17 protein-coding genes and 2 tRNA genes are annotated in these 21,254 nt (G+C 49.4%); 11 read left to right on the forward strand and 8 right to left on the reverse strand.

Going from position 1 to position 21,254, the window contains the following annotated elements; translation table 11 throughout:
• Window positions 1–16 precede the first annotated feature (16 nt).
• The 5 genes from BZJ18_RS04130 to BZJ18_RS17250 form a co-directional block, all read right to left on the reverse strand.
• A complete protein-coding gene (locus tag BZJ18_RS04130) occupies window positions 17–2,128 on the reverse strand; it encodes a methyl-accepting chemotaxis protein (RefSeq protein ID WP_077455452.1) in 2,112 nt (703 codons plus the stop codon).
• 151 nt (window positions 2,129–2,279) lie between these two features.
• Complete coding sequence (gene oppC / locus BZJ18_RS04135; RefSeq protein WP_069590927.1) at window positions 2,280–3,191, reverse strand: oligopeptide ABC transporter permease OppC; 912 nt, start codon at window positions 3,189–3,191, stop codon at window positions 2,280–2,282.
• Window positions 3,192–3,201: 10 nt separating this feature from the next.
• On the reverse strand, window positions 3,202–4,122 hold the full coding sequence (oppB, locus tag BZJ18_RS04140) for an oligopeptide ABC transporter permease OppB (RefSeq protein WP_069590926.1): 921 nt from the start codon (window positions 4,120–4,122) through the stop codon (window positions 3,202–3,204).
• A gap of 121 nt (window positions 4,123–4,243) precedes the next feature.
• Window positions 4,244–5,914, reverse strand: coding sequence for an ABC transporter substrate-binding protein (locus tag BZJ18_RS04145; protein WP_077455453.1), 1,671 nt, complete (start codon window positions 5,912–5,914; stop codon window positions 4,244–4,246).
• A gap of 645 nt (window positions 5,915–6,559) precedes the next feature.
• Window positions 6,560–6,724, reverse strand: coding sequence for a hypothetical protein (locus BZJ18_RS17250; protein WP_157893162.1), 165 nt, complete (start codon window positions 6,722–6,724; stop codon window positions 6,560–6,562).
• A gap of 586 nt (window positions 6,725–7,310) precedes the next feature.
• Between BZJ18_RS17250 and BZJ18_RS04150 the strand changes: the two genes are divergently transcribed.
• The 3 genes from BZJ18_RS04150 (at window position 7,311) to BZJ18_RS04160 (ending at window position 9,621) form a co-directional block, all read left to right on the forward strand.
• Window positions 7,311–7,715 (forward strand): MerR family transcriptional regulator, encoded by a 405-nt coding sequence (locus BZJ18_RS04150; RefSeq protein ID WP_069590921.1) that lies wholly within the window; start codon window positions 7,311–7,313, stop codon window positions 7,713–7,715.
• Between the two features lie 190 nt (window positions 7,716–7,905).
• Window positions 7,906–8,478 (forward strand): LON peptidase substrate-binding domain-containing protein, encoded by a 573-nt coding sequence (locus tag BZJ18_RS04155; RefSeq protein ID WP_077455454.1) that lies wholly within the window; start codon window positions 7,906–7,908, stop codon window positions 8,476–8,478.
• Window positions 8,479–8,718: 240 nt separating this feature from the next.
• A complete protein-coding gene (locus BZJ18_RS04160) occupies window positions 8,719–9,621 on the forward strand; it encodes a YvcK family protein (RefSeq protein ID WP_077455455.1) in 903 nt (300 codons plus the stop codon).
• Here the strand turns inward: BZJ18_RS04160 and BZJ18_RS04165 are convergent.
• The 3 genes from BZJ18_RS04165 to uvrB form a co-directional block, all read right to left on the reverse strand.
• Entirely contained in the window at window positions 9,583–9,942 is a 360-nt protein-coding gene (locus BZJ18_RS04165; protein ID WP_069590917.1) for an Hpt domain-containing protein, read from the reverse strand. The genes BZJ18_RS04160 and BZJ18_RS04165 overlap by 39 nt on opposite strands.
• A 17-nt stretch (window positions 9,943–9,959) precedes the next feature.
• The gene (luxO, locus tag BZJ18_RS04170; RefSeq protein ID WP_241824914.1) at window positions 9,960–11,405 is read right to left on the reverse strand and encodes a quorum-sensing sigma-54 dependent transcriptional regulator LuxO; all 1,446 of its coding nucleotides are present in this window, start codon (window positions 11,403–11,405) and stop codon (window positions 9,960–9,962) included.
• Window positions 11,406–11,710: 305 nt separating this feature from the next.
• Window positions 11,711–13,738 carry an excinuclease ABC subunit UvrB gene (gene uvrB / locus BZJ18_RS04175; RefSeq protein ID WP_077455456.1) on the reverse strand — a complete coding sequence of 676 codons (2,028 nt, stop codon included), beginning with the start codon at window positions 13,736–13,738 and terminating at the stop codon, window positions 11,711–11,713.
• A gap of 656 nt (window positions 13,739–14,394) precedes the next feature.
• Here uvrB and BZJ18_RS04180 point away from each other — a divergent pair.
• The 8 genes from BZJ18_RS04180 (at window position 14,395) to BZJ18_RS04215 (ending at window position 21,250) form a co-directional block, all read left to right on the forward strand.
• Window positions 14,395–14,470, forward strand: a tRNA-Asn gene (locus BZJ18_RS04180).
• Window positions 14,471–14,589: 119 nt separating this feature from the next.
• Window positions 14,590–14,665, forward strand: a tRNA-Asn gene (locus BZJ18_RS04185).
• Window positions 14,666–15,258: 593 nt separating this feature from the next.
• Complete coding sequence (rsxA, locus tag BZJ18_RS04190; protein ID WP_069590073.1) at window positions 15,259–15,843, forward strand: electron transport complex subunit RsxA; 585 nt, start codon at window positions 15,259–15,261, stop codon at window positions 15,841–15,843.
• Window positions 15,840–16,415: an electron transport complex subunit RsxB gene (gene rsxB / locus BZJ18_RS04195; RefSeq protein WP_069590072.1), complete on the forward strand. Its 576-nt coding sequence runs from the start codon at window positions 15,840–15,842 to the stop codon at window positions 16,413–16,415. Before rsxA ends, rsxB begins: the two co-directional genes overlap by 4 nt.
• On the forward strand, window positions 16,415–18,835 hold the full coding sequence (gene rsxC / locus BZJ18_RS04200) for an electron transport complex subunit RsxC (RefSeq protein ID WP_077455457.1): 2,421 nt from the start codon (window positions 16,415–16,417) through the stop codon (window positions 18,833–18,835). Before rsxB ends, rsxC begins: the two co-directional genes overlap by 1 nt.
• Window positions 18,836–18,840: 5 nt before the next feature.
• The gene (rsxD, locus tag BZJ18_RS04205) at window positions 18,841–19,920 is read left to right on the forward strand and encodes an electron transport complex subunit RsxD (protein ID WP_077455458.1); all 1,080 of its coding nucleotides are present in this window, start codon (window positions 18,841–18,843) and stop codon (window positions 19,918–19,920) included.
• Entirely contained in the window at window positions 19,917–20,552 is a 636-nt protein-coding gene (gene rsxG, locus BZJ18_RS04210; protein WP_077455459.1) for an electron transport complex subunit RsxG, read from the forward strand. The genes rsxD and rsxG overlap by 4 nt, the downstream gene beginning before the upstream one ends.
• Window positions 20,549–21,250, forward strand: coding sequence for an electron transport complex subunit E (locus tag BZJ18_RS04215; protein ID WP_077455460.1), 702 nt, complete (start codon window positions 20,549–20,551; stop codon window positions 21,248–21,250). Before rsxG ends, BZJ18_RS04215 begins: the two co-directional genes overlap by 4 nt.
• Window positions 21,251–21,254 lie beyond the last annotated feature (4 nt).

Consider the following 21,254-nt stretch of genomic DNA (forward strand, 5'->3'; position numbering starts at 1 on the left):
CCGCGTCTCATCAAGGTTATACTTTAAATTGGGCCGTGAGCGCACGCTGGCGGCCTGCTAACCCTTCAAGCTGGCTAGCGATGCTGGCGGTAGATTCAGCATGCGACAAGAGTTCATCACTGCGCTGACGAATATGCGTCACGTTTTGGGTGACATCGCCTGAGACGGCACTTTGTTGTTCAGCCGCAGCACTTATTTCACTATTCAGATCCATCATCTCCTGCATCGCCGCACGTATTTGATCTAGGCTGGTTACGGTTTCTTGCACTTTTTCCGCGGTATGATCTGCCAGTTGATTACCATCGTGAATAGCAGAGACAACGGAGTCAGCCCCTGACTGCAGCGAGTCAATAACGGTACGGATCTGCGAGATAGACTGGTTGGTTCGCTGGGCCAATTCTCGGACTTCATCTGCGACCACCGCAAACCCGCGCCCCTGCTCCCCTGCGCGCGCCGCTTCAATGGCCGCGTTTAACGCAAGCAAATTGGTTTGCTCTGACATGGTATCAATAACGGTTAAAATTTCGGTAATGTCTTGGCTGCTTTTATGTAAAGCTTGCGCATCATGCGTGGCACCATTGAGTGTCTCGACCAAACGCGCCATCGCTTCAGACGAGGTTGTGACAATCGCCTCCCCACGCTCCGTCGCAGTGTTCACGGCACTGGCCGCGCTCAGCGCGGATTCAGTATGGCGGGCGACTTGCGTGGCCGTTTGCGTCATTTGTTCCGAGGCCGTTGCCACCGCGTCCAAGCTTGAGACTTGTTCACGACTACCATCTCGAGTTTGCGCCGCCACGCGTGATACTTCTTTAGCGGTGTGTTCCGCTTCTTTAACGCTATCAATCACGTTTGCCATGATGGGCTGGAGCTTATCGAGAAAGCGATTAAACCGCCCAGCTAATACACCAATTTCATCGCGGTTTTTAAGGACAATGCGCTGAGTCAGGTCGCCATCACCATCCGCAATCTCCGCTAACCGAGCGGCTAAAAGGCGTAATGGTTTAACAATTTGCCGTGCAGCAAGACTCACGACGACTAAAGCCAGTAGAATGGCAATCACGCCCAAGGTACGCTCAGTTGTGGCGGCTTGCGCGCGTTGCGCGGTTATCTGCGACGCTAGCTGTGTCGCACTCGCCAGCAATGCTTGTTCCGGCAGCGAAATGAGCACTCCCCATGTTGCTCTGGGTAACGCAATCGGCACATAGGTCATTAATTGGCCTTGCTGCCACTGCGTTTTCGCGTCCCCTGCACTTACCCACTCTGACAGCTGAGATGGTGTATAACGCAATTGCGAGATATCACTCCCCAATGCATTTGGCTCATCGGTTGCCACCAGCTGACCACGCTGGCTGATCACACTAATATGCCCACGGCCGTCAAAGAGTGCTTGGTCCGCTTGCTCAATCAAGGCTTGTAGATCATTCAATTGGATCTCAATACCCAGTACACCGAGCACGTCACTATCACGCATCAGCGGTGAGGAAATCGTAACATGCAAGCCTTCTGTATCGCTTTGGGGGGCAGACACACAAGCTGTACCTTGGCTGAGCGGGCATTGATACCAATAATTGCTGGGCTGCCCGGAGGCGGTGCGGGCGGTATCATTAATTTGTGATTCGCTCAGCACTGATGGCGTCAACTGGTCACCACGCTTTTGCCATAGACTGGCAAAGCGACCTGCGGCATTGGCGCCGCGTTCGCTGTCTAATTGGTAAAACTCATCTTCTTGGTCAAGTGCATTGGGCTTAAACACGACAAACGCTGCTTGTACACTGTCGAAGTTCACGACCGAGCGACGGACGAGTTCATTAATCGAGCCGCGAAGCTCACCACTATCCGTAAAATTTTGCTCCGCGTTATACTGTAAATACACCACACTTTGGGCCAGCATTTGTGCGCGGTACACCGCCTCATCAAGCGAACGTTGAACATGGGTGGCTTGCACTTGTGCTTGACTTGTCGCTAAGCGCTGTGCGGATTGTTTTAAGCTCTGCGTACTCGCAGCGCTGACGGTTTGATGGAATTGCTGATTCACGTACGACGAAAAACTCAGCAGCGCTGCTGCCGTAATGGCAACACAGGCGCCAGCCACTAGCGTGACTTTCCATTGGATTGAAAGGGATTTCATGACAGCTCCTTGTCATTACAACGCACTCGCATAACGCCAGCGCTATTCTCATCCTTGAAACACTTGTAACTAGACCATAACAAAAAAGCGCAGGCGATAAACCTGCGCTTTCCCATATTTTTGCTTTTTTACGGTAAGAACCCTAAATGACTTATCTGTCTTTCGGGTCTAACGCATCGCGTAAACCATCGCCGACATAGTTAAAGCAAAACAGTGTCATCACCATAAAGGCCGCAGGGAAAAGCAATTGCCAAATCGCGAGTTCCATCGTTTGAGAGCCCTCTTGCAACAACGCCCCCCAACTGGTCATCGGCTCTTGCACCCCGAGTCCCAAGAAACTTAGGAATGATTCAAACAAAATCATATTGGGCACAAGCAAGGTCGAGTAAACCGCAACAATACCGAGTACGTTTGGCACGATATGGCGCGTAATAATATGGCGCGTACTGACCCCTGAAACGTGCGCGGCTTCGACGAATTCTTTGCTGCGTAAACTTAGGGTTTGACCACGAACAATACGCGCCATGTCTAGCCATGCAATACAGCCGATGGCCACGAAGATCAACACGATATTACGGCCAAAGAAGGTGACCAACACAATCACAAAGAACATGAATGGAATCGATTGGAGGATCTCGACCAAACGCATCATGACGGCATCCGTGCGGCCGCCAATAAAGCCTGATGTGGCACCATATAGCGTACCAATCAGCACCGCGACGAGTGCCCCCATGACGCCGACCATAATCGAAATGCGTCCGCCCATCATGGTGCGGGTAAACAAATCACGTCCTAGCGCATCGGTACCAAACCAATGCCCCTCCATACCAAATGATGGCGCAGCATGAATAGCATACCAGTCGGTCGCATCGTAGGCATAGGCACTTAGGTGCGGCCCAATAATTACACTAAGACCAATCAAAAATAGGATGACCAAACTTGCCATCGCCGCACGGTTGCGTCGAAAACGCACCGCAGCATCTTGCCATAAGCTTCGACCCTTCACATCGACTTGTTCAGAGAAGCTCTCGAGGGCGTCAATATTTTCTTTTTTCGTCAGCATTATGTCACCCCTAGTAACGGATCTTAGGATCGATATACGCCAGCAGGATATCGACGATAGCGTTAAACAGAATGGTGAGCGTACCAATTAAGATGGTGCAGCCCAGTACCAGTGAATAGTCGCGGTTAAATGCTGCGTTCACGAACAACTTACCGATGCCAGGCAAACCAAAGATGGTTTCAATCACAACCGAACCGGTAATAATCCCCACAAACGCAGGCCCCATGTAGGAAACAACCGGTAGCATCGCCGGCTTCAGTGCATGCTTAACAATAATTTTGGGGTAGCTCAGCCCTTTCGCGCGAGCGGTACGAATGAAGTTACTATTCAAGGTTTCAATCATGCTGCCTCGAGTAACACGCGCAAATGTTGCCACGTAAAGCAGCGACATGCCTATCATGGGTAGGATCATGAATTGCCAGCCACCACCTTGCCAGCCACCAGCAGGAAGCCAACCGAGATTAATCGAGAAGATGTAAATCAACACCGGGGCGAGAACAAATGATGGCATTACTACCCCAAGCATGGCTGTCGACATGATGGCATAGTCAATCCACGTGTTTTGCTTAAGTGCCGCAATGGTGCCAATCGTAACCCCAAACACTAAAGTGAACAAAAACGCCAAGGCGCCGATTTGGGCAGAGACTGGAAATGCCCCCGCGATCAGCTCGTTCACCGAGAAATCGATGTATTTAAATGAGGGACCAAAGTCACCCTGTAAAATATTGCCAAGGTAGGTGGTGTATTGTTCGAACACCGGCTTATCCAAGCCATACTTAGCATTAATGTTGGCCATTACCTCTGGGGGTAACGGACGCTCACTTGAAAAAGGGTTGCCGGGCGCAAACCGCATTAAGAAAAAGGAAACAGTGATCAATACCAACAAAGTTGGAATGGCTTCCAAAATTCGCTTAGCGATAAATTTCAACATAGCTGTACCGTATCGTTTTGAGAATCACAGCGAGCGCTGTCTGAATAGACCTCACAGACAGCGACAGCCAGCCAAGGAAGTCGCCGATGGCGACTCCCTTAGTTAGCTGTGAATCAGGAGTTTATTCCGCTTTAATGTAAAGATCTTTAGAGAAGATCTTCTCTTCAGCGTTATTCGCAGGGAACCCGCCCACTTTAGGGCTAAGGAGACGCGCTTTAACATACTGATAGATAGGCGCGATTGGCATGTCTTTCGCCATTTGCGCTTCTGCGTCTAGGTACAGTTGCTCACGCTCAGCATCGTCCGTGGTTTCCATCGCTTTTTGCATGATGGCATCGTAGGCTTTACTGTCGTAATGCACACCGCCTGTTGTATTGGTACTGCGCATCAATGTTAAGAAGGTAGAGGCTTCGTTATAGTCACCACACCAACCGGCGCGTGCCACATCAAAGTCACCTTCATCCTTGGTGCTCAGGTAAGTTTTCCACTCTTGGTTGTTGAGCTCTACATTCACACCCAGCTTGTCTTTCCACATTTGACCAATCGCAACGGCCAGTTTTTTGTGGTTCTCACTGGTGTTGTAGAGCAATGAGAAATCAAGTGGATTACTTTCGTCAAAACCGGCTTCCTTGAGAAGACGTTTTGCTTCTGCATCACGCTCTTCTTGGGTCATTTTCGCATAAGCCGGTAACTCTGGTGAGAAGCCCGCTGTAATTTCTGGCGTGAGGAAGTAAGCAGGCTTTTGGCCTTGGCCCAGTAGCGCGTCAGTCACGACATTACGGTCAATGGCGTAAGACAAGGCTTTACGTACACGAACATCATCAAAGGGCTCGCGTTTAGTGTTGAACAGGTAATAGTAGCTACACAGGTTACCAACGATCGAAAGATCTTCAGGGTGCTCCTGTTTAAGACGACGGAAATGCTCGTTGGGAATTTCATACGTCATATCAATCTCACCGGCCAAGAAACGATTCATTTCCGAAACTTGGTTTTCAATTGGTAAGAAAGTCACTTTATCTAACGTCGTGTTTTCATTATCCCAATACTGTTCGTTACGCTTGAGATCAATGCGCTCATTGATTACCCAGTTATCAACGACATAAGCGCCATTACCCACAAAGTGCTCGGGTTTTGTCCACTGATCGCCATACTTCTCAACGACTTTTTGGTTGACTGGCTTCATGGTGGTATGACCCATCATTTTCACCAAATAAGGCACCGCGGTATCTAAGGTGACTTGCAGGGTGTGATCGTCGAGCGCTTTCACACCCAAAGTGTCTTTGTCTTTGGTGCCATCAACAATGTCTTTGGCATTGAGCATATGGGTATAAGCGACATACCATGAGTATGGTGACGCGGTATTCGGATCGACAACACGTTTAAAGCTGTATTCAAAGTCGTGTGCGGTGACAGGATCGCCGTTTGACCACTTAGCATCCTTACGCAAGTAAAAGGTGAACACTTTGTTGTCTTTGTTTTCCCAGCGCTCTGCGACCCCAGGGATCACATTGCCGTCGGCGTCTTGGTTAACCAAGCCTTCCAGCAAATCACGAATGACGTGAGATTCAGGTACGCCTTGAGTCTTGTGCGGGTCGAGTGACGCGACTTCTGCACCATTACCACGAACCAACTCTTGCACTTCAGCAAGTTTCGGCTCACCAGCAGGCGCTTCGGTTTTCGTTTCAGGGCTCGTTTGGGAGGTTTGTTTTTGCTCTGGTTCACTACATCCTGTAAGAGCCAGAGATAGGCCAGCGCCCATAAAGAGGGTTCGGGTGATCGTGTTTAGCTTCATCGTGTAACTCCATAACAATCGCTATATGCATCCGTGACAATCAACACAGGGGATAAAGCGTCCTTCGTGCCTAAACACGTATTGCTCACCGACCTGTGCGGATTAATGGCAAAACATTACCAATCAGCGCTGTGTTTTGCCACAACACTGAAGTATTTTGCCATAAAACGGCAATAAAAACTCATATTTAACTAGATAAAAACATAGAATAAGAACATTGCGCTGGTAAGAGCTGTCGCAGATAGCACTTTATTCACAGAAAGAATAAAAAAACCGAATAAATTTCCATTTATACTGTTTCTGCGTACTGGCTAGCCATTTGCGGCTATCATTCCGCTCGAAAAACGGACAAACCGCTATGACACTATTTATCTGCAGACGATCACACTCAGCTCAAACCCGAAAATGTTACTCATATGTAAATGATGCCACTAAACGCTATTTGTCAATAAAACTCAACCCTAACGCTTTACCATAATGTCAGAGAGGTACCACGGTCACAAAACAACCGCTCTCAGCGCTGATAGGAGCGACCAAATAAATAACATATTTATCAATATTTTAGTTAGGAGCAGTGAGTCTTCACCTCAGCCTAGATATAAAAAAGCCAGCGAAATTCGCTGGCTAGGTCAAAGAAATCAAATCCTATTTTTTAGCCTCATCGGTTTCGAAAGCGGGGTGGTCCTCCTGAGCCGAGTCTCTATCCTGATCGTATAAAGAACGCCCTTCTTCCCGGGCTTTTTCCATTTGTGGTACTGCGTCGTGGATCATTTCTTTGATTTTCTTATTGCTATAGCGCTTGTGCTTCATTGTGTCCTCCTGAACAAGTAGCCATTCGGCACAGACACTCAAACTAAGGCGATTGGAGCCCTACAAGGCGTTTGAGTACAAACCGCTTGTGCAACATTTAAGCTACACCTTTGTCACAGGAAAAGCAAAACACTGTCAATGGATACTCCACCGCGCGTTATCGACCGCTTACCGAGTTGTTTTAATAACATTAAATGATAATAAGTCTCTGTTTAGACCAAATACCAATATCGTTGCTTTTTTGAGCAAATAAGATTGTTATTCGATTACATCTAGCCCATCATACACGTGATGGTGAGTTGTTCCCGACACCATCACAGTTTTCACTTCCGACAAAGAGCTACAACTGACAATGAGACCACAAGGTTCAACCTCTCGCCCACTGTGCGCGCGCGTTCGTCATGGTTACAACCCAAATAAGGGTAAAAAACCACAACGCGACAGCTAACAGTTGCGAGTGAAAGTAAATAATTAATAGCCTCCCTCGGAGGCTATTTTTTTATCCAAAAATACCGACGCCATACCTTGCGATGTCGCTGAGCTCGGTTACTATGCAGCAACGTGCAACAATAGGGACATTGATGCAATGGCAACCTCGGTCAACCATCGCTACAAAATTTCTGAACTGGCAACACTCTTTGGCCTGTCACATCGAGCCATTCGCTATTATGAGGCTGAAGGATTAATCGCGCCTGAGCGTAAAGGTCAGCAGCGCTTATATCGATATCAAGACTATTTACGCCTGTCTCTTATTGTGAGGGGAAAACGCCTCGGCTTTTCTTTGGCAGAAATGAGAGAGCTTTTTGAACTGTACGACGCGGAAAAAAATACACCACGCGCACTCCAACAAATGATTCAAGCCATTCAGCAACGTCAACGTCGCTTGCAGCAACAACAAGAAGACATCCAAGCCATCATGGACGAGCTCAATCGCGCCGAAACTCAGTGTTATCGTCAACTCAGCAAGTGGAGCCGCCAACCGTCTTCATAAGCGTCATTGCAGAATAGTACAAAAGCTCATACATTTGCGTCGCAAAATGCGACTAAACCGATTCTACTTGTCTTAAAAACACCGGCTTCCCTTGTCCTTACTAGGATACATGGGCATTTAGAAAAGTAGGCACCCCTTTTGCACTATCTAGATTACTAGACCGTTTTATTTGCTCGTCAGGGGGTGCATTATGGCTCAATCTACACCGATTTTGTTTAACGACCGCCACATTCTACCTGGAGGTAGAATTCCGCTTCGTATCCCTGCGGGTAATGCGCTGAATACGCTCGTATTCGCCATGAAGCATGGGTTACCGTTGGGCGTGTGTATGGCGGACAGCAACAGCCAATGGCAACACACCAATATTGGCACCTTTGTCGATATCGAAGACTTCACCACCAGCCAGGAAGATGGATGTTTAGTTGTCACCGCCCGCGGCACTGCACGTTTTTCAATCCAAACTTTTAACCAACAACAGAGCGAGATGCTGTTTGCTTCTGTGCGTGCACTGCCTCGCTGGCCCGATTGTCAAGTAGACGACCAAAGCCACCCTCTTGTCGAGCGATTACAGTCGATGTTTGAACGGTATCCAGAGTTGCAAAAAATGCACCGTCAAACCGAGTTTTCTAACCTGAGCTGGCTGTGTCAGCGTTGGCTCGAATTGCTGCCACTTCCTACTACAGAGAAACAGCAGCTGATGGCCAACAACTCTTGTGGCACCACGCGGGATTACCTTCTTAGCATGATGCAAGATCCGCATTAACGCGGCCAAACAAACGCAAAAGCGGTGACGTGTCGAGCGTCACCTCTTTATCCCCCTATTTTTAGTGCTGCCTTGCGATTTGGCCTATTCACTTGATTTGGTGATTTTATAGGCAAGGGTAACCACCACAGTTACCCTTTTTTATTGCCAATTCACAAAACCCTGCTCTGACTTTTACACTTTCGGTCACTTATTCAGTAAACTCAGCGTTTACGTACATAGCACATCTAACGGTTACTCATGACCTTATCGCCTCTTTCTGATCGAACAACCCGCATTGTCGCCATTGGTGGCGGACACGGACTTGGCCGCGTGCTGTCGGCGCTAAGCGAGCATGGCAGTCGTGTCACAGGCATAGTCACCACTACAGATAATGGCGGCTCGACGGGCCGTATCCGTGCCTGCCAAGGCGGGATCGCATGGGGAGATATGCGTAACTGTCTTAATCAACTCATCACGGAACCGTCTGTCGGCTCCATGCTCTTTGAGTACCGTTTTAAAGGTAAAGGGGAATTAAACGGTCACAACCTCGGGAACTTAATCCTAACCGCATTAGATAACCTGTCGGTTCGTCCGCTCGAAGCCATTCAGTTGATCCGTGATTTGCTGAATGTAAAAACACATATTCTCCCTATGTCAGAGCACCCTTCTGATCTCGCTGCGCTGACCGCCGATGGGGAGACGGTGGCTGGAGAAACCCATGTTGATGAGCTTCCTCAACCACCCTCAAGACTATTCTTATCACCGACAGTGCCGGCGACTCGCGAAGCCGTCGAAGCGATTGAGTTGGCGGATGTCATTTTGCTCGGACCAGGAAGCTTTCTGACCAGCGTCATGCCCCCATTACTGGTTCCTGAACTTAGTCGCGCTCTCAAACAGAGCCAAGCCAAAATCGTCTTTATTCGTAACCTAGGTAAAGAGTTGGGGCCTGCCGGCGCAATGCCCTTGGCAACCATGCTGACATGGTGTGAACGAGCGATGGGCGGACGACAAATCGACTGGGTGTTGGGTGAAACGGCAGAGGCGAGTTTAGCTGAACGTTATCAACAAAAAGAGGCCCAAATGGCCTCTTCAAATCACAGTTGGCGTCATGACAGAGACAAACTACGTCAAGCTATTGATGAAGTCTTGCTCAACAGCTAAGTCTCGGTAAGTCGATGCTGTGCCGCGTAGCATATCGGTCAGCTCATCTAAATGGTGCGACATCCATTCATCTTGTCCTTGACGGACACGAGATTCACATTCACGGGCCATTTCCGCTAAATCGTCTGCGCCAAAGCTGGCGGCGCTGCTTTTAATCGCATGACTAATCTCTCGTACCTGCTCAATAGACGGTGAGCCTGAAAGCTGAGAATGATATTGGGAAAGCTCATCGCTAAATACCGTTAAAAGCACGGTGACAGTATCTTCCCCTACTTCCAAAGCCAGTCGACGTAATGTTTCAGTGTTCACTGTGGTGGCCATACATCCGCTTCCTATCATTAATTCGCCGCAGTTTTTTGCCAAGCTTGTAATTTTCTATAAATGGTCGAGGGGCTCACTTCCAATAACCCTGCTGCTTGCGGAATGTTGCCATTACAGGCATCAATCGCAACTTCAATGGCACGCTTTTCCGTTTTCCACAGCGGTTCGATATCCGATTTACTGATTGCACTCAGGTTATCATCACTCTGTTCGCGTGCCGTCAACGTTTGCAGTGCCACCTCTGACCGAGTGTTCGGATGGGACGATGCAATTTCGACACCAGATGCGCGCGCGAAAGGAGGCGGAAGCATTTCGGCAGTGACTTCCTCACCATTGTGCAGCACCACTATATTGCGAATTACGTTCTGAAGTTGGCGAACATTTCCGGGCCAATCATACTCAAGCAATTGTTTTACAACGGCTTCATTAAAGCGACAAAAATCTTTTCCTTCCTCGGCAGAAAACAGCGCCAACAGGGCATTGGCAATTTCTAGGACATCACTGCCTCTGTCTCTTAATGGTGGAAGCGCGAGTGGGATCACATGGAGTCGATAGTATAAGTCTTCGCGAAACTTTCCTTGCTGAACCTCTAACCAAGGATCCCGGTTTGTGGCGCACACAAAACGGACATCCACTTTTTTTACCTTTGAAGAGCCGACTTTTTGAAACGTGCCGGTTTGGATAAATCGCAGCAATTTGGATTGCAAATCCAAATCCATTTCGCAAATCTCATCCAAGAACAAGGTGCCGCCATCCGCTAACTCCGCTGCCCCATCACGCTCAGCCGCTGCACCTGTAAACGCACCTTTCACGTGACCAAATAGCTCACTTTCAATCAAGTCTTTGGGAATCGCCGCACAGTTCAAGGCAATAATAGGTTTATTGCTGCGCGTACTTGCCGCATGGATTGCTTCGGCACACACTTCTTTACCCGTGCCACTTTCCCCGGTAATAAAGACGGTCGCTTTACTGGGCGCCGCCGACTCTATAACCCGATAGACCGCTTGCATGGGTAAACTGCGACCGATGAAGCCATGATATTCTCCCTCTTGCCGTTCAGACTGCGATTGACTCGCTACTTTTGGCTTGAGTGATTTATTCACCGTCACCCTAAGTTGATCTGCTTCACACGGCTTGATCAGAAAATCGTTGGCGCCATTGCGCATCGCATCCACCGCCGCGTCAATAGACCCATGCGCGGTCATAATGATCACCGGCAAACTTGGCGCGTTCGCACGGACATGAGCCAATACGTCGATCCCCGACATATCCGGTAAACGAAGATCGAGTATAATTAGCGCGAGCTGATCACCCTGTTGTGCAAAGAAATTCAGCGCTTCCTGACCCGTCCCAACGATCTCTACCTCCACATCAAGTGGGTTTAGGTAAGATTTGTAAAGGGCAGCCACTGACGCGGTGTCTTCTACCATCAGTATGCGTTTACTGTGTGATAGTGTTGGCATTTGTCCTCCGAGGGTGGCGTCTCGCATCCCATAATCGATGAAATTGTTATGCGTCACGCTCATAATAATTGCGCGAGCGTATGCGAAATGCGTTGCATTATGCAATCACATTTGCAGTTTAATGATAACAACTCACTAAAACCACACGGTTTGTCCATGTAAAGCCGCATTATAATAGTTGGCACGCTGAATGCATAACAGAGGATGGCCCTTTTGGGGTCACCTAGCCAACTGACGTTGTTTGTGAGTACATGCTCACTGAAACACTACAGCCAACCTGTCGTTTTAGGTTGGCTTTTTTTTATTTAGCTATTCGCGATAAACTGCTCTCGCAGCACTTGAATTTGATCGCGTAATTGTGCCGCGCTTTCGAACTCTAAGTTTTGCGCCGCTTCATACATCTGTCCTTCCAGCTTCTTAATTTGAGCATCAATGGCTTGAGGCGATTGCAGTGTATAATCTGCATCCGGCTCTGCCACAGCGCGAAGCGACTTCATGGCTGGCTTACCTTTCTTCACGCGTTTACCCGCCGCCATTTCCATCACATCCATGACTTTTTTGTTCAATTTCTGCGGGGTGATGCCATGTTCATTATTATAGGCAATTTGTTTAGCTCGACGTCGTTCGGTTTCATCAATCGCCCGTTTCATCGACTTTGTAATACTGTCGCCATATAAAATCGCTTTACCGTGGAGGTTACGCGCCGCCCGCCCGATGGTTTGAATCAAAGAACGCTCAGAGCGCAAGAAGCCTTCTTTATCGGCATCCAAAATAGCGACCAGAGAGACTTCTGGCATATCAAGCCCCTCACGAAGCAAGTTGATCCCGACCAATACGTCGAACTCCCCCAAGCGTAGGTCACGAATGATTTCCATACGTTCCACCGTATCAATATCAGAATGAAGATACCGAACGCGAACGCCATGCTCTTGCATATACTCAGTCAGATCTTCGGCCATGCGTTTGGTGAGCGTGGTCACTAACACCCGCTCATCGCGCTCTCGGCGCGCTCGAACCTCGGAAAGCAAATCGTCGACCTGCGTCGCAACAGGCCGTACCTCAATCTCAGGGTCAATCAGGCCGGTAGGACGCACTACTTGATCAATCACATCTCCCGCGGATTTCTCAAGCTCATAATTACCCGGCGTTGCGGAGACATAGACCGTTTGCGGTGCCAGGGCTTCAAACTCATCAAATTTTAGCGGGCGATTATCAAGTGCTGATGGCAACCTAAAGCCATAATCCACGAGGGTTTCTTTTCTTGAGCGGTCGCCTTTAAACATTGCCCCGATTTGAGAGACAGTCACGTGCGACTCGTCGATAATCAACAGTCCATCGGCAGGCAGATAATCGAACAGCGTCGGAGGTGGCTCACCCTCAGCGCGTCCACTCAGATAGCGCGAATAGTTTTCAATGCCTGAGCAATAACCCAACTCGTTCATCATTTCGATATCGAACTGCGTCCGCTGAGTAATGCGCTGCTCTTCGAGAAGTTTGTTATTGTCGAGTAGATACTTTTTCCGCTCAGCAAGCTCCACTTTGATTTTCTCGACCGCATCCAAAATCCGCTCTCGCGGTGTGACATAGTGCGTTTTGGGATAAATCGTACACCGCGGAATATCTCTGGCACTGACTTGGCCAGTTAAGGGGTCAAATACGCTAATGGTTTCAACTTCATCATCAAATAGCTCAACGCGGATGGCATCTTGATCAGACTCGGCGGGGAAAATATCAATGACTTCACCGCGCACCCGAAATGTGCCTCGCTCAAACGCGAGATCGTTGCGCGTATACTGAAGCTCGGCGAGCCGCTTTAAGATAGTACGCTGATCAAGCAAGTCGCCTCGGCGAATATGCAGCATCATTTTTAAATAGGAATCGGGATCCCCCAAACCATAAATAGCTGACACAGAGGCCACGATTACCACATCGCGTCGCTCCATCAGCGCTTTTGTTGCAGAGAGTCGCATCTGCTCTACGTGATCGTTTATTGATGCATCTTTCTCAATAAAAGTATCGGTAGAGGGTACATAGGCTTCCGGCTGATAGTAGTCGTAGTAGGAAACAAAATACTCAACCGCATTATCAGGGAAAAACTCTCTCATCTCGCCATAAAGTTGCGCCGCTAATGTTTTGTTAGGGGCAAGAATCATGGTCGGACGATTAAGCTCTGCAATCACATTCGCCATGGTGAAGGTTTTTCCCGACCCCGTGACCCCTAACAAGGTCTGATGTGCAAGCCCAGCTTCCAACCCCTCACATAATTTATTGATTGCTTCAGGTTGATCACCGGATGGTTGGAACGAAGAACGAAGAGAAAATGTTTTACTCATCAAGCTATCCTTTTGGGCCACAAGCCAATCACGCTATTGTCCGGACTCACTTTATCGAGTCAATCTGTCGAGCCATTTTACCAAAGCGAACGACAAATCGATCTTTTTTATCCATAAACGTTGACCTTAAAAAACGACCTAGATAGACTGTCTTTCCGCTTTAGGAAATCTCCGCTAAAGACACTTTCAAAACGCCAACACCTAGGCAAAGTCACAGACTTTTTTTCGATAACCTATCCCCGCTATTCACTCATCGCTTGTTTTTTAGACTGTGCATAAGCATACATCGGGCCGTACTCTCACAACGTTCATTATTAGGAAAAAACACCAATTTTCATTACCTTAACCAAAAAACATAAATGGATTGATTTTCGCCGCACGCATAAAATCAACACCATAGTGACTTCCTCAAGATCTGCACACACACTTATCCACAGAATTTGTGGGTAACTCCGCAGAAGCCTTGTGCACTCTGCCTTCTCACCAGTCAAGACATACTATACAAGCCAAAGATGGAAAACTTACCGTTTTGCGCGAATTGTCAACATATAGCGTTTACCTTTTCAGCATTCAGTCAAAAAGGTCAAAATTCTTCACTGCATCCCGTTGACACCCCTAAATCTGCTCGCTAAGATTCGCCACGCTTTCAAGGCAATTCCCCCWTAGTTCAGTTGGTAGAACGGCGGACTGTTAATCCGTATGTCRCWGGTTCGAGTCCAGTTGGGGGAGCCAATTTTGTGTCCGATGACAGACTTAGTTATGCAAGCTAACCGTTCCGCTATGCGGAATATGTCACTGGGCTAGGCGCCCCCGTTGAGTCCAATCGGAGGAGCCAATTTCAAAAAATCTGTTCCCCCTTAGTTCAGTTGGTAGAACGGCGGACTGTTAATCCGTATGTCGCAGGTTCGAGTCCCGCAGGGGGAGCCACCTTCCTTATCACACCGATATTGTCTCTAAGTGTTTACGCTATCTGCTGCGCAAATTATGTCGCAGGACTAGGCGTCCCCGTTGACTCCCGCAGGGGGAGCCACCTTCCTTATCGCATCGATATTGTCCGTAAGTGTTTACCCTATCTGCTGCGCAGATTATGTCGCAGGACTAGGCGTCCCCGTTGACTCCCGCAGGGGGAGCCACCTTCCTTATCACACCGATATTGTCCGTAAGTGTTTACGCTATCTGCTGCTCAAATTATGTCGCAGGACTAGGCGTCCCCGTTGACTCCCGCAGGGGGAGCCACCTTCTTTATCACATCGATATTGTCCGTAAGTGTTTACCCTATCTGCGGCGCAGATTATGTCGCAGGTCTTTCTCAATCACTCTCCAAGCCGCTGCGCTTTTTTACATCACCACAAAACTGATCGTCTCAATGTCTTATCCACTACCCTCTAGTAAGCGTTGTGATGGTCCGTTACGCAGTGCTTACACGAACCAACACAAAAACCCTGCTTTACAGCGGTTGTTATAGCCGCGCCAAAGGCCGATAATAGGCAGATCACAAAAACATTAAATGATTAAACAGCATGGCTGAGTATTTGTTGCTTTTAGTGGGCACGGTATTGGTCAACAACTTCGTACTGGTGGAGTTTTTGGGCCTGTGTCCATTTATGGGCGTTTCAAAAAAACTGGAAACTGCAATAGGTATGGGTCTGGCAACGACGTTTGTGCTGACCCTTGCCTCGGTGAGCTCATATTTGGTTGAAACCTATATACTGGTCCCACTTGAGCTGGGTTATCTGCGAACGCTGAGTTTTATCTTGGTCATCGCAGTCGTTGTGCAATTTACCGAAATGGTAGTGCACAAAACTAGTCCCACTCTGTACCGCTTGCTTGGCGTGTTCCTGCCTTTGATTACATCGAACTGCGCCGTTCTTGGGGTCGCGCTGCTTAATATCAAGCAACAACACAGTTTTATCGAGTCCATCATCTATGGGTTCGGTGCAGCTTGTGGTTTCTCGCTGGTGCTGGTGCTTTTTGCCGCCATGCGTGAGCGTATTGCGGCCGCTGACGTACCCGCTCCGTTTCGCGGCGCCTCAGTGGCAATGATCACGGCCGGGTTAATGTCTCTCGCCTTTATGGGCTTTACAGGATTGGTGAAGTTGTCATGAGTGGAATTGTTATTGCCGTTGTGGTTATTGCGGCACTGGCAGCCATCTTTGGTGCCATCCTCGGTTTTGCGTCGATCCGCTTTAAAGTGGATGCGGACCCAATCGTGGATCAAATTGACGCGATTTTACCCCAAACCCAATGCGGCCAATGTGGCTATCCGGGCTGCCGTCCCTATGCCGAGGCCATTGCAAACGGCGACGATATCAATAAGTGCCCGCCCGGCGGCCAACAAACCATTGAGAACCTAGCCGACTTGATGGGTGTCGAAGCAACAGAACTTGCGCATGACGAAGAAAAAAGCGTCAAAAAGGTCGCCTTTATCCACGAAGAAGACTGTATTGGTTGCACCAAGTGTATCCAAGCCTGCCCAGTGGATGCCATCGTGGGTAGTACAAAAGCGATGCATACCGTTATCGAGCAAGACTGCACCGGATGTGACCTGTGTGTAGCCCCTTGCCCCACGGATTGTATTGAAATGATTCCGGTACAAGACACACCGGAAACTTGGAAGTGGAAACTGGAACAAATTCCTGTGGTTGACGTAACAAATAAACAGGGAGCACAAGCTTGATGTTAAGCCTTATTGAGCAAATCAAACACGGCCAAGTTTGGGACTTCCATGGCGGCATTCATCCTCCTGAAAACAAAAAACAGTCCAATCACAGAGCCATTTTACCGGTAGCCATGCCAGAAACCTTGGTACTACCGCTTAAACAACACATTGGCAGCAAGGGTAAACTGCTGGTCAAGGTTGGCGATCAGGTCTTAGCCGGCCAGCCACTGACCGAAACCGATATGCAGCAATGCGTTCCCATCCACGCCCCAACGTCAGGAAAAGTGATCGCGATTGAAGACAGAACCATCGCGCACCCATCGGGCTTATCGGATCAATGTGTGGTTATCGCACCGGATGGCAAAGATACTTGGGGACCAAAGCCACATTTACGTCAATATCGCGAACAAGCTCCAGAACAGCTCATCAACCATATTCGTGCCATGGGCATTGCCGGCATGGGAGGCGCAGGCTTCCCGACTGCACGCAAACTACAAAGTGGCGTCGCCCGTACCGAGATCCTGATTATCAACGCGGCAGAGTGCGAGCCTTACATCACGGCAGATGATCGTTTGATGCAAGATTGTGCCAACGAAATCATCACCGGCACCCAGATCCTCATGCATATTGTCAAACCCAAACTTGCCGTCATTGGCATTGAGGACAATAAACCCGAGGCCATCGCAGCATTAAAAGCAGCGGCAGCACAAGCTGAGCAAGAGATCTTAATTCAAGTAGTGCCCACCAAGTATCCATCAGGCGGTGAAAAGCAACTGATCAAACTGATCACGGGTAAGGAAGTACCCGCCAAAGCGTTTCCCGCCAGTATTGGTGTGCTGATGCAAAATATCGGAACGACCTACGCGATTAAGCGTGCGGTGATCGATGGCGAGCCCTTGATTCAACGTGTCGTCACCCTTACAGGGAAAACGTTACAAACACAGCAAAACCGCTGGGCATTATTAGGCACACCCATTGTGTTTTTGCTTGCCCAGCATGGCTACAAGCAAGATAAAAAATTACCCCGTGTGATTATCGGCGGCCCCATGATGGGCTTTACGGCGCCTCATGACGAGGTTCCCGTCACCAAAACCACTAACTGTATATTGGTCCCCACTCGCCGTGAAATCGCCCCTGCTCAGCAGGAAATGGCCTGTATTCGCTGTAGCGCCTGTGCTGACGCCTGCCCTGTCAATTTGCTTCCTCAGCAATTGCAGTGGTACGCCAAAGATCAAGACTACGACAAGTGCCAAGATTACGATTTATTCGATTGTATCGAGTGTGGAGCTTGTGCGTACGTGTGCCCAAGCGAAATCCCCTTGGTGCAATACTATCGCCAAGCAAAAGCTGAAATACGTGAAATAGAAGCAGAGAAAGAAGCCGCCGAGCGCGCTCGCCAGCGTTTTGAAGCTAAAAAAGCACGTATGGAGCGCGAAAAGCAAGAGCGAGAAGAGCGACACCGCCAAGCTGCAGAACGGCGTAAGCAAGCCGCTCAGCAGAATGCAGGCAACAATGATGCACTCGCAGCCGCTGTTGAACGTGTTAAAGCGAAAAAAGCCGCCCAGCAAAACAGTGACGTAAAACCTGCCGTAGCTGCAGCCATTGCTCGCGCCAAAGCAAAACAAGCGGAAGCCGCTAAAGCGGGACAAGAAACGCCCGACAATAGCGAAATGATGAAGCTGCGAGAGGCTCGCAAGCAGCAAGCTCGCGAGCGAAAAGCAGCAAAAGTAGCCGCAACTTCTGTAGAGGCAGATCAAAGCAGCGAAAAGAAAGATGCAGTCGCCGCTGCAATCGCCCGCGCCAAAGCGCGTAAAGCGGCTGAGCAATCCGATGCGCCTGCTAAACCAGCTCCCGCGACATCAGACAGYACCGATGCGGATGATAAAAAASCGGCGGTGACCGCGRCCGTCGCCCGWGCCAARGCMCGYAAAGCGGCTGAGCAATCCGATACGCCTGCTAAACCAGCTTCTGCGACGTCAGACAGCACCGATGCAAGTGATAAAAAAGCGGCGGTCGCAGCGGCCGTCGCCCGTGCCAAAGCACGCAAAGCGGCTGAGCAATCCGATCCGCCTGCGAAACCAGCTTCTGCGACATCAGACAGCACCGATGCAAGTGATAAAAAAGCGGCGGTCGCAGCGGCCGTCGCCCGTGCCAAAGCACGCAAAGCGGCTGAGCAATCCGATGCGCCTGCTAAACCAGCTTCTGCGACGTCAGACAGCACCGATGCGGATGGTAAAAAAGCGGCGGTAGCCGCGGCCGTCGCCCGCGCTAAAGCCCGTAAAGCAGCACAGCAAGAATCAACGGATAGTGAGGTAAGCCATCAAGCGCCAACACCATCTGCTGATCCACAAAACGATAAGAAAGCAGCTGTCGCCGCCGCCGTCGCGCGCGCTAAAGCGAGAAAAGCTGCCCAACAAACCAGTGAAGATAAGGAATAATTGCCGTGGCGTTTTTTATTGCTAGCTCTCCGCACGCCCACAACAAGCGCTCAACCAGTCAAATCATGCTTACAGTCCTTCTGTGTGCGCTACCTGGTTTGGCGGCCCAGTGGTACTTCTTTGGTTGGGGAGTCATCATTCAGTTGGCACTTGCCATCTCGACAGCATGGGCAGCTGAAGCGGTCGTTATGCGACTTCGTCAACGCCCCCCGCTTGCTTATTTACGTGATAATAGTGCGTTACTCACCGCATTTCTGCTCGCTGTGGCCATTCCACCGCTCGCGCCTTGGTGGGTCATCGTGATTGGTACGCTGTTTTCAATTGTTGTAGCGAAGCATATTTATGGCGGCTTGGGGCAGAATCTATTCAACCCTGCCATGGTTGGCTATGTGGTACTTTTGATCTCATTTCCTGTTCAAATGACCACTTGGCTTCCGCCAGAGAGTCTCGCCGCCTATCCACTCACCTTAGGCGATGCGTTATCTGCAATTTTCAGTGGTTTCACCTTAGACGGCTTTAGCGTTAACCAATTACGCATGACCGCTGATGGCATCACTATGGCCACGCCACTCGATACGATTAAAACAGCACTCGCTGGGGGTAAAACGGTCAGCGAAGCGCTTCAACAGCCTATTTTCAGTGCCATTGCTGGCGAAGGTTGGGCATGGGTAAATGCCCTATATTTGGTGGGCGGATTGGTGCTGATTCAACGCGGTATCATCAACTGGCATATTCCAGTTGCTATGCTATCCGCCTTGCTGGCCTGCGCGTTACTCGGCCATTTGATTGCGCCCGACCAGTTAGCCTCTCCGCTCGTTCACCTCTTATCGGGTGCAACCATGCTCGGGGCGTTTTTTATCGCCACGGATCCTGTTTCTGCCTCCACCACCGATAAAGGGCGTTTGTGGTTCGGCGGTATTATTGGGGTATTGGTTTTCTTAATCCGTACTTGGGGCGGTTACCCAGACGGTGTCGCTTTCGCCGTGATTATTGCCAATTTGTGCGTCCCTTTGATTGATTATTACACCAAGCCACGTACCTATGGCCACACCCATAAACGTGCAGAGAAGAAGTCACAATCATGATTGAAACCATTCGCAAACACGGTGGGATCCTTGCGATAGCGGCACTGCTCTCCACCGCGTTAGTTGCTATTACGCATACGCTCACCGAAGACACGATTCAAGAGCAACAACAAAGACAATTGGCGAAGGCCCTGAACCAAGTGATCCCTGAGTCAATGCACGACAACGCCTTACACAAGACCTGTCGTTTGATTCAAAATGCCGATGCACTAGGTACCGACGAAGCACAGCCTTTTTACGTTGCCACCCAAAATGACACAGTCACCGCAGTGGCCATCCAAGCCATTGCTCCCGATGGTTACAATGGCGCGATTAGCGTGCTCATTGGGATGGACGCCACCAGTCATAATGTACTGGGTGTGCGTGTTCTTGCCCACAACGAAACCYCCGGGCTGGGTGATAAAGTCGATATTCGTGTTTCAGATTGGGTGCAAAGCTTTGCGGGTAAAAAAGTGACGGCAGAGAACGATAATCGTTGGGCTGTGCGCAAAGATGGCGGACAATTCGACCAATTTACCGGTGCGACAATCACGCCTCGAGCCGTGGTTAAAGCGGTGAAAAAGGCTGCTTGGTATGTCAGCCAAAATCAAGATCTACTGATCAATCAGCCGATTATTTGTGGAGGTCAATGATGAACGCCGCCCATAAAGAGTTGATGAAAAACGGCTTGTGGAGCAACAATCCGGCCTTCGTGCAACTGTTAGGTCTATGTCCGCTGTTGGCGGTATCAGCAACCGTTACTAATGCTCTCGGTTTGGGAGTGGCCACCCTCGCAGTTCTTGTCGGCTCAAACCTCATTGTGTCTATCATTCGAGATTGGGTGCCCAAAGAAGTCCGCATCCCGATTTTCGTGATGGTTATTGCCTCTTTGGTAACCTGTGTGCAGTTGGTGATGAATGCCTATGCCTTCGGCCTTTATCAATCGCTTGGGATTTTTATCCCGTTAATCGTCACCAACTGCATCATTATTGGTCGTGCAGAGGCCTTCGCCTCTAAAAATCCTGTAGGACTATCAATCAGTGATGGCTTTTGGATGGGAACAGGAATGACCGCCGCTCTCGTGATTCTTGGCGCCATCCGCGAAATCTTGGGCAATGGCACCTTATTTGATGGTGCTGACCTATTGCTCGGGGACTGGGCCGCTGCGCTCAGGATTGAGATTTTTCAATTTGACACCAGCTTTTTGCTCGCCATTTTGCCCCCCGGCGCTTTCCTTGCGGTCGGGTTTCTCATTGCGCTGAAAAATATTATTGATAAGCACTTGGCCAGCAAAACAGAAAAAGACCAAAAACCTGTTATCGAGCGCGCGCGGATCACAGGGAATCAGTAACTGA

This window comes from Salinivibrio sp. IB872, assembly GCF_001995345.1.
Taxonomy (GTDB): domain Bacteria; phylum Pseudomonadota; class Gammaproteobacteria; order Enterobacterales; family Vibrionaceae; genus Salinivibrio; species Salinivibrio proteolyticus.